This is a genomic window from Mesorhizobium sp. M1A.F.Ca.IN.020.03.2.1 (assembly GCF_004023205.1).
In the GTDB taxonomy this organism is placed as follows: Bacteria; Pseudomonadota; Alphaproteobacteria; order Rhizobiales; family Rhizobiaceae; genus Mesorhizobium.
The window spans coordinates 1-8,131 of record NZ_RZSV01000236.1 but is presented as its reverse complement, the minus strand read 5'-3'; the positions used below and the strand labels follow the sequence as shown (position 1 = coordinate 8,131).

The following is an 8,131-nucleotide window of genomic DNA, read 5'->3' as shown; positions in this document are numbered from 1 at the left end:
AGAATGAGCCCGGACGGCTGACGCTCATCGCGCGGTTCGGCTCCGACAAGGTCGCCGAGCATCTGCCGAAGCTGGTGCGGGCGGTGAAGAAGGAGGGCCGCAACGTGGTGTGGTCTTCCGACCCGATGCATGGCAACACGATCGAGGCGGCCGGCTACAAGACGCGGCCGTTCGACCGTATCCTGAAGGAAGTGCAGACCTTCTTCGAGGTACACCGCGCCGAAGGCACGCATCCGGGCGGCATCCATGTCGAGATGACCGGCAAGAACGTCACCGAGTGCACCGGCGGCGCCCGGGCCATCACGGCGGAAGACCTGCAGGACCGCTATCACACCCATTGCGATCCGCGCCTCAATGCCGACCAGGCGATCGAACTGGCCTTCCTGGTCTCGGATCTGCTCAAGAAAAGCCATACGATCCAGCACAAGCAAGCCGCCAACGCCTAAGCCGCTTGCCAGCGATCGAACCGGGGCGTCGGACAAAGTCCGACGCCCTTTTCGTTTGGGCCGATCCTGCGAGGCGCCGGCCGCCGAAACCTTACGAAAATTTATAGTTACGCGACCATCGCAAGACCAAGATTGAGGTGGAGGTGTCGCCCGCGGTCGAAAACCGCGCACACGACACAGGTCCCCCCATGCGCCACGAGCATGCCATCGTTCATCACCGCGCGATCGACTTCTGGTCGGCGCGGGCGGCGGTGCTTGTCGTCATCTGCCTGCAGCTTCTGGTCATCAACGACCTGTCCTTCGGTCCGCGCTGGCTCGCGCCCGCGATCGAGGCGGCGCTGCTCGTGCCTTTGTCGATCGCAACGGCCTGGACGCAAATGGCGACTCAGAAGGCCGTCGATCACGAGCATTGGTATGCGATCGGCCGGTTTCGCGTCTTCATCCGCCGTACCGCCTTGGTCATGACCGGCGTCATCAGCATCATGAATTGCGGCTCGCTGGTCTTTCTGGTCCAGAAGCTGCTGGCAGGCCATGCCGGCGCCGGCACGACGCTGCTTGTCGACGCGCTCAACATCTGGGTCACCAACGTCATCGTCTTCGCGCTGTGGTTCTGGAGCACCGACCGCGGCGGCCCGCCGACCTGCGGCCTGGTCAAGCGCGCGCATGCCGATTTCCTGTTCCCGCAGATGACGCTGGCCGATCGCGAGATCCGCGACTGGCTGCCCGGCTTTGTCGATTACGTGTTCCTGGCCTTCACCAATGCGACGGCGTTCTCGCCGACCGACACATTACCGCTCACTCAGCGCGCCAAGCTCCTGATGATGGCCGAGGCAATGATCTCGCTGCTGACGATCGCGCTGGTCGCCGCGCGTGCGGTCAACATTCTGGCTTAACTAGCGCCCGCGCTCCCAGCGCATATTCGCCAGCCTCGGATCGACAAAGCTCGTCCTTGAGAATTCCAGCCGCCTGTCTGGAAATTCGCAGATTGCCTGGACCCCGAACGAGCCGATGCGGATGCGCCAGGTATGAGGCTCCAGCGGCTTGGCCTTGGCAAAACCGCTGCACGTCAAGAGCGCGATGTTGGCGCCCTTCGGATCGCGCGCCGAGCGGTAGCGGATGGCCTGCATCCCCGCCTCGCGCGCCACGTCGGCGATGGCCTGGCAGGCGGCATAGTCAGTCGGATCCGTCCACGCCTTCTCGTCGCGGTCGAGCGGCGGCCGCGTGAGGTCGACGGCCTTCTCGCATCTGATGGCCGCGGCAAAGGCGGTATATTCGGCCGCGTCGTTCGGCCATTGCGTTTGCGGCGATTCCGCAAAGAACAGCAAGCGGTAGAAGGCCATTTCCGCCACTGCCGTCAGCACCGTCTCGGCGGCGTAGTAGACGCCCTTGGTCTTGCCGGCGCGGCGGAAGCGCGAGCCGTACGGATAAATCGAGCCGTAGCGGAAGGGCGTCGCCAGAAGATAGTGAAGATGGCGGCATTCCAGCGGGATCCGCGGCTTGCTTTCCTCGATGAGGTCTTCGAGCAGGCCCTGCTCGTTGAGCCTGTCGACGAGCTTCAGGGTCGAGACGCGATGCTGCGCCTCGACCATCCGCCAATATTTGCCTTCGAGCCTGACGGCCTCAGACGAGAGCGCGTCGGGAATCCAGGTAGGCAATGACATCGACAAGTCCGGCAATGGTCAGGATTTTTTCGAGCGGCGTGCCGTCGAGCGCCGTGTTCGGGTTCTTCAGCCATGCCCGGGCGACCGTCTCGTCGCCGCCGACGATGGCGTCGAGCGAGCGGAACAGCCGCACGAACAGCACCGCAAGCTCGAACGGCTTGGTGCCGCGCTCGAGCAGGAACTCCTGCTTGCGCATGCGCGAGACCGTCGCCTCAGAGACGCCGATGACCAGAGCAAGCGTTCGCGCCGTGATCTCGAGCAGGTCGGCCGCGCGCAGCGTGGCCTTGGTGATGACGGCATTTTCTGCCGCCGTCGCGGCAGCGACTGGACGTGGCATGAGCGCACCCCTTTCATTTCCATGGAAAATATAGTCCACAGAAATTCATTTGGAAAGGGTGTCCAATGTGCCCTCAGTCCTTCTTGTAGAGCAGCCAGCCCTTGCCGGCACGCCCGGCCATTGTGGAATGCCTGGTGACGCGGTTGCGGCCGCCGATCTTGGAGCGGTAGAGCGCGCGGTCGGCCTTGGTGTAGAGGTCTTCGGGGGTGTCGGCCTCGGAAGCCATGCAAATGCCCATCGAGACAGTCACCGTGCCATAGTTCATCCCGGTCTGGCTGCTTGTGAACGGCGTCTGTTCGATCAGCACGCGGATGCGCTCGGCGATTTCATAGGTGGTGTCCTCGCTGGCGCCTTCGACGATCAGCGCGAACTCCTCGCCGCCGGTGCGCGCCACGAACATGTCGGCGCGGATGCTGGACTGGAAGATGTCGGCGATGATCTGGATGATCCTGTCGCCGACCGGATGGCCGTAATGGTCGTTGATATCCTTGAAGCGATCGATGTCGGCAAGGATGAGCGCGTTGAAGAGGATACCGCGGTTGCTGTTGTAGATGCGCGTGATTTCCTTGTCGAAGGCGCGGCGATTCCAGATCTGCGTCAGCGGATCGGTATTGGCGAGCCGCTTGTATTCCTCCAACTTCGATTTGACGCTCTCGAGCTCGGCCGTCTTTTCGCTGAGCGTGCTCGCGATCTGGCGGTTGTGATCCAGCGTCGAGCTGGTGGCGGCAGACATCGCGCCGGCGATCTTTTGCAGCAGATCCTGGGAAAGCAGGCTGCGATTGCTCAGGCCGCTCGACGTCTCGTCGAGGATGCGGCCGTACTTTTCGATATGGCTGCGCTCGCTGCGCAGCAGCGCGGCGACGTCCTCAAGCTCCTTGGCGACCACCTCGCGGGCGTGTTCGACGATCGCAGGCCCGTGGTGCTGCGGGAAGAAGGTGCGTCCGATGCGATCGAGATCCTCTTGCGTCGGGCGGTTGCTCAACGAGACGACAGCCAGGCTGAGCTCGTGATTGCTGCCGCTCAGCGCTTCATAGAAGATTTCGTAGTTGCGCGGCAGGCCGAGCAGGCCGAGCTGGCGCATGGTCGCCACAACGGTGCTGGCGATGTCGCCATTTCTGTCGCTCGGGACGGCTGCCGGCTGCATAGTCTGTTCACTACCCCCTTCAGTGCGCGACCGGAGACCTGCCACCGCCGGGAGCCGCCAATGCGGGGATCGAATCAGAATTGCGATGCTAGGCCGCGTCCCCAACACGACCATCGCCTGCAGGAACCATAAATGCAGCTGCGCTAAAGTTTCCTTAATGGCGGGCGTTTCCAGACCGTTTTTGCTGCTTCAGGTTGCACTGCAGTGCAGGCGCAGCTTTTGAAACGCGCCGCTTCGGTGTCGCATTTGCCTGCGCCGGAAGAGCGCAAAACTGGAATCTTGTGTGGCGCGATCGAAGCGTATGGCGTTGAAGGAGGCCGGGGATGGGCGAAAATCACACGGGATCGTGCCTGTGCGGAGCGGTGCGCTTCACGACGAGAGGAGCGTTGCGCGGGGTGGTCTATTGCCACTGCTCGCAGTGCCGCAAGCAAACAGGCCATTTCGTTGCAGCGACTTCTTCGAGGGACGCCGACATCGACATCGAGGGGGCCGACGCGCTTGCTTGGTACGGCGCGTCCGACATAGCGAAACGCGGTTTTTGCCGCAGCTGCGGGCTCGGTGCTGTTCTGGAAGCACAACGAGCTCGACACGATCTCCATCATGGCCGGCTCGTTCGACAAGCCGACCGGGCTTTCGGCCGAAAGCCACATCTTCGTCGGCGACAAGGGCGACTATTATGCAATCGACGACGGCCTGCCGCAGTTCGACAAGTCGACGCCGTCGATAAAGGTCGCGGACGAGTGACTTTTGGGCCGCCTGCCTTATTCCCTTGACCCGGCTGTTGCGATATCCCCTCACGGTGATTCGAAACGGGGCTGGGCATGCAGCGGCTGATCGACGCTTTCATCAACTCGGTGCGGGCTTTCCGCAAGCTGGCTGCTCACGAAAAGGCGTTCCAGCAGGAGTTGATGCTGCTTGCGCTCGCTCTGCCGGCCGGCTGGTTCATCTCGGTATCCTGGCGCGGCTACGCCTTGCTGATCGGCGCGGTTCTGCTGATGATTCTGGTCGAGGTGCTCAACACAGGCATCGAGGCTGCGTGCGACGCGATCTCCCGCGAGTTCCACATCGACATCCAGCTCGCCAAGGACTGCGGCTCGCTGGCGGTGCTGATTTCGATCGTGATCGCGGGGGGCGTCTGGGGCATTGCCATCATCGAGCGCATCATCGGCGCGCCGATCTGACCGGGAGGCATCGGTCCGACAGCTTAGGATTCGGCCTGATCCTCTTTTGCGTCCTTTGCGCGCTCCCTTCCGGCAAAATGGCGGGCAACCAGTCCGGCCAGGACGGCCACAGCGATGCCGACGGCGAGGGCTACGAGCACGCGCTCATGGCGGGCAAATGCCTGGCCGACCATGCGCTCCGCCCCCAGCCCGAAGACATAGCCGACCGTGCCGAAGAGGGCTGCCCAGACTGCCGACGAGATGGCGTTCAGGATGACGAAGCGCGGCACCGACACGGTCGACAGCCCGGCGGCGATGCCGCCGACAAGCCGCATTCCGTAGATGTAGCGGTTCGTCAGCACGAAGATGTTGGGATGGGTGTTGAGCAGCCGGTAGGCGCGGCGGAAACCCGGCCGCCTGCGCAGCCTGACGACATAGGGATGATCGGCAAAGCTGCGGCCGAGGGTGAAGAAAGCCGTGTCGCCGGCGAAGGCGCCGAGAAACGCCGCCAGGAAAGCCTGCCAGAGCACGAATATGTGCTGATGGGCGAAGAAGCCGCCGAGGATGGCAGCGCTTTCGCCCTCGGCGACGCAGCCAAGGAAGACCGCGATCAGCCCGTATTGCTCGATGAGACGATGGATGGCCTCGGTCATCAGCCCGCCGACCGCGCCGACAGCTTCTCGTCGATCCGCCTGATCTGCTCGGCCATGCGCAGGATCTCGTCGCGCATGCCGATGAGCTCACTGTGGCGCAGTTCGTCGAGCTTCTCATGCAGCGCCATGATCTCGATCTCGGCCTTCAGGTTGACCTCATAGTCATGGGCGGCGTCGATGCGGTCACGCTCGGTCTGGCGGTTCTGCGACATCATGATCACCGGTGCTTGCAAGGCGGCGACCATCGAGAGCACGAGGTTGAGGAAGATGAAGGGATAGGGATCGAAGGCGTTCCGCGACAAGAGCCAGACATTGCCAAAGGTCCACAGCACCAGAAAGGCGATGAAGCCCAGAATGAAGGACCATGAGCCGCCGATACGGGCGATCGTGTCGGCAACGCGATCGCCATAGCTCTGATGAAAGGCGACTGCCTTGTTGGTGTCCCTGGTGATGGTGGTGCGTTCCAGCGTCGACTTCAGCACGCGGCTCTCGAGAGGAGAGAGACCGTCCGGCTTTCGCTTCAGCCAGCGGTTCGACAGATCCTCGACCGTCTTGTTCATCGTCCTCTCCGTCGTCAGGCCCGGGTTCCAAGAATCCGGATGGAAACCGCTGCGCACTTTTTCCTGAGATTGCTTACTTAGCTCACTCAATTCCGGACGGAAAACCGCTTCGCACTTTTCCTGGAATTGCGTATAGAGGTAGAGGCTACCGAGCCTGACGGGAAGTGATAGATTGGTCGGCACAGGCGAGGGCGGAAATGGCCGATTTCCAGCGAATTCGTGCCCGGGCGGCAAAACGCAAGGGCGGTGAAGAGGCGCTGGCGTCGCTGCTCGGACCTATGCCCGACAACGCTGCCGTGGCGAAAGTTCATGATGACCGCATCCTCTCCACGATGGCCGAGCGCATCTTTGCCGCCGGTTTCGTCTGGCGTGTGATCGAGCAGAAATGGCCTGGTTTCGAGGAGGCGTTCCTTGGCTTCGAGCCGAAGCGGCTCCTGTTCCAGCCGGACGACTTCTGGCACGAGCTGGCGTCCGACAAGCGCATCGTGCGCAACCCGCAAAAGATCAAATCCGTGCGCGACAACGCGGCTTTCGTCGACCGCGTCTCGAAGGAACATGGCGGCTTCGGCAAGTTCCTGGCCGACTGGCCGGCCGACGACCAGGTCGGGCTGACCGCCTATCTCGGCAAGCATGGCAGCCGGCTCGGCGGCAACACCGGCCAGTATTTTCTGCGCTGGCTGGAGTGGGACACCTTCATTGTTTCCGCCGACATGGCGGCGGCGCTGCGCGACGCCGGTCTCGACATCGCCGAAAGCCCGACTTCGAAGCGGGATCTCGACAAGATCCAGGCGCAGATCAACCGATGGTCCGCCGCGACCGGGCTGCCGCGCCGGCACATCTCGCGCATTCTGGCGATGTCGATCGGCGAGAACCATTCGCCGGAGACGCTGCGCGAATACATGGGCGAGCAGGCCTGATCGCCTCCGGCTGAGGCGGGACATGACCGGCATTCGCCGGCCAGTCCTGGGTGGCACAAGCAATCGCCATTGCCCGGCGATTGCCGCCACGCTAAATCCAATTCATGACCCAGACCGCTCCCGACCTACTGCGCATTGCCGTCGCCCAGCTCAACCCGACCGTCGGCGATGTCGCCGGCAATCTCGCCAAGGCGCGCGAGGCAAGGGCGGATGCGACCCGCCAGGGCGCCGATCTGGTGCTCTACACGGAGCTCTTCCTCGCCGGCTATCCGCCGGAAGACCTGGTGCTGAAGCCGGCCTTCCTGAAGGCTTGCGAAAAGGCGGCGCAGGATTTCGCCGCCGACACCGCCGATGGCGGTCCTGGCGTCATCATCGGCACGCCGCTGAAGCGCCGGACCGGCACGCATAACTCCATCGTCTTCGCCGATCGCGGCAAGATCATCGCCGAGCGCTACAAGCTCGACCTGCCGAACTATGGCGAGTTCGACGAGAAGCGCGTTTTCCAGGCCGGGCCGGAGCTGCAAGGGCCGGTGAATTTCCGCGGGGTGCGCATCGGTGTCCCGATCTGCGAGGACATCTGGGGCGACATCGCCGTCTGCGAGACGCTGGCCGAGAGCGGCGCCGAGATCCTGCTTGTGCCGAACGGCTCGCCCTACTACCGCGCCAAGATCGACGTCCGCCACCAGGTGGTGATCCGTCAGGTCATCGAATGCGGATTGCCGATGATCTACGCCAATCAGCTTGGTGGCCAGGACGAACTCATCTTCGACGGCGCCTCCTTCGCCATCGGCGCGGACAAGACGCTTGCCTTCCAGATGAGCCAGTTCGAGGAAGCGGTCGACGTCACCACCTGGAAGCGAAGGGATGGCATCTGGGTCTGTTCCGAAGGCCCAATGTCGAAGATTCCGGAGCGGGAGGAGGCCGACTACCGGGCCTGCATGCTGGGCCTGCGCGACTACGTGAACAAGAACGGCTTCAAGAACGTGGTGCTCGGCCTCTCCGGCGGCATCGACTCCGCGATCTGCGCTGCACTGGCGGTCGACGCGCTTGGCGAGGAGCGGCTGCGCACCGTCATGATGCCCTATCGCTATACCTCGAAGGACTCGCTGAAGGACGCCGAGGATTGCGCCCGCGCGCTCGGCTGCCGTTACGACATCGTGCCGATCTCCGAGCCGGTCGAAGGTTTCCGGCATGCGCTGACCCAGCTCTTCGAGGGCACTCAGGAAGGTATCACCGAGGAAAACCTGCAGAGC

General features: G+C 63.2%; 10 protein-coding genes and 1 pseudogene. 6 read left to right on the top strand and 5 right to left on the bottom strand.

The window, feature by feature from the left end; translation table 11 throughout:
• Positions 1–446: 3-deoxy-7-phosphoheptulonate synthase (locus tag EOA79_RS26565; protein ID WP_206639270.1), on the top strand; the 446-nt coding region annotated here is incomplete at its 5' end.
• 188 nt (positions 447–634) lie between these two features.
• Entirely contained in the window at positions 635–1,339 is a 705-nt protein-coding gene (locus tag EOA79_RS26560) for a hypothetical protein (protein WP_095825335.1), read from the top strand.
• Here EOA79_RS26560 and EOA79_RS26555 read toward each other — a convergent pair whose 3' ends face one another.
• The 3 genes from EOA79_RS26555 to EOA79_RS26545 all read right to left on the bottom strand — a co-directional run bounded on the left by EOA79_RS26555 (position 1,340) and on the right by EOA79_RS26545 (position 3,588).
• Positions 1,340–2,107 (bottom strand): RES family NAD+ phosphorylase, encoded by a 768-nt coding sequence (locus tag EOA79_RS26555; protein ID WP_095825223.1) that lies wholly within the window; start codon positions 2,105–2,107, stop codon positions 1,340–1,342.
• Entirely contained in the window at positions 2,067–2,444 is a 378-nt protein-coding gene (locus tag EOA79_RS26550; RefSeq protein WP_066998964.1) for an antitoxin Xre/MbcA/ParS toxin-binding domain-containing protein, read from the bottom strand. Before EOA79_RS26550 ends, EOA79_RS26555 begins: the two co-directional genes overlap by 41 nt.
• Before the next feature lie 73 nt (positions 2,445–2,517).
• Positions 2,518–3,588 carry a diguanylate cyclase gene (locus tag EOA79_RS26545; RefSeq protein WP_095825224.1) on the bottom strand — a complete coding sequence of 357 codons (1,071 nt, stop codon included), beginning with the start codon at positions 3,586–3,588 and terminating at the stop codon, positions 2,518–2,520.
• A gap of 323 nt (positions 3,589–3,911) precedes the next feature.
• Here EOA79_RS26545 and EOA79_RS26540 point away from each other — a divergent pair.
• Together EOA79_RS26540 and EOA79_RS26535 are read left to right on the top strand one after the other, a co-directional pair.
• Positions 3,912–4,332, top strand: a pseudogene (locus EOA79_RS26540) (GFA family protein).
• Between the two features lie 77 nt (positions 4,333–4,409).
• Positions 4,410–4,769 (top strand): diacylglycerol kinase, encoded by a 360-nt coding sequence (locus tag EOA79_RS26535; RefSeq protein ID WP_067328170.1) that lies wholly within the window; start codon positions 4,410–4,412, stop codon positions 4,767–4,769.
• Between the two features lie 23 nt (positions 4,770–4,792).
• Here the strand turns inward: EOA79_RS26535 and EOA79_RS26530 are convergent, their stop codons facing one another.
• Both EOA79_RS26530 and EOA79_RS26525 read right to left on the bottom strand, forming a co-directional pair.
• Positions 4,793–5,401, bottom strand: a complete 609-nt coding sequence (locus EOA79_RS26530) for a DedA family protein (protein ID WP_067328172.1) — start codon at positions 5,399–5,401, stop codon at positions 4,793–4,795.
• Positions 5,401–5,961 (bottom strand): DUF1003 domain-containing protein, encoded by a 561-nt coding sequence (locus EOA79_RS26525; protein WP_066998934.1) that lies wholly within the window; start codon positions 5,959–5,961, stop codon positions 5,401–5,403. Before EOA79_RS26525 ends, EOA79_RS26530 begins: the two co-directional genes overlap by 1 nt.
• Positions 5,962–6,158: 197 nt before the next feature.
• Here EOA79_RS26525 and EOA79_RS26520 point away from each other — a divergent pair, with 197 nt between their 5' ends.
• Entirely contained in the window at positions 6,159–6,878 is a 720-nt protein-coding gene (locus tag EOA79_RS26520; protein WP_067328175.1) for a DNA-3-methyladenine glycosylase I, read from the top strand.
• A 104-nt stretch (positions 6,879–6,982) separates the two neighbouring features.
• On the top strand, positions 6,983–8,131 hold a 1,149-nt coding region (locus EOA79_RS26515), incomplete at its 3' end, for an NAD+ synthase (RefSeq protein WP_128293442.1).

Excerpts from the sequence above, each read along its gene's own strand:
- EOA79_RS26520 (WP_067328175.1), top strand. The coding sequence starts at position 6,159 with ATGGCCGATTTCCAGCGAATTCGTGCCCGGGCGGCAAAACGCAAGGGC.
- EOA79_RS26525 (WP_066998934.1), bottom strand. The coding sequence starts at position 5,961 with ATGAACAAGACGGTCGAGGATCTGTCGAACCGCTGGCTGAAGCGAAAG.
- EOA79_RS26530 (WP_067328172.1), bottom strand. The coding sequence starts at position 5,401 with ATGACCGAGGCCATCCATCGTCTCATCGAGCAATACGGGCTGATCGCG.
- EOA79_RS26535 (WP_067328170.1), top strand. The coding sequence starts at position 4,410 with ATGCAGCGGCTGATCGACGCTTTCATCAACTCGGTGCGGGCTTTCCGC.
- EOA79_RS26550 (WP_066998964.1), bottom strand. The coding sequence starts at position 2,444 with ATGCCACGTCCAGTCGCTGCCGCGACGGCGGCAGAAAATGCCGTCATC.
- EOA79_RS26545 (WP_095825224.1), bottom strand. The coding sequence starts at position 3,588 with ATGCAGCCGGCAGCCGTCCCGAGCGACAGAAATGGCGACATCGCCAGC.
- EOA79_RS26555 (WP_095825223.1), bottom strand. The coding sequence starts at position 2,107 with ATGTCATTGCCTACCTGGATTCCCGACGCGCTCTCGTCTGAGGCCGTC.
- EOA79_RS26560 (WP_095825335.1), top strand. The coding sequence starts at position 635 with ATGCGCCACGAGCATGCCATCGTTCATCACCGCGCGATCGACTTCTGG.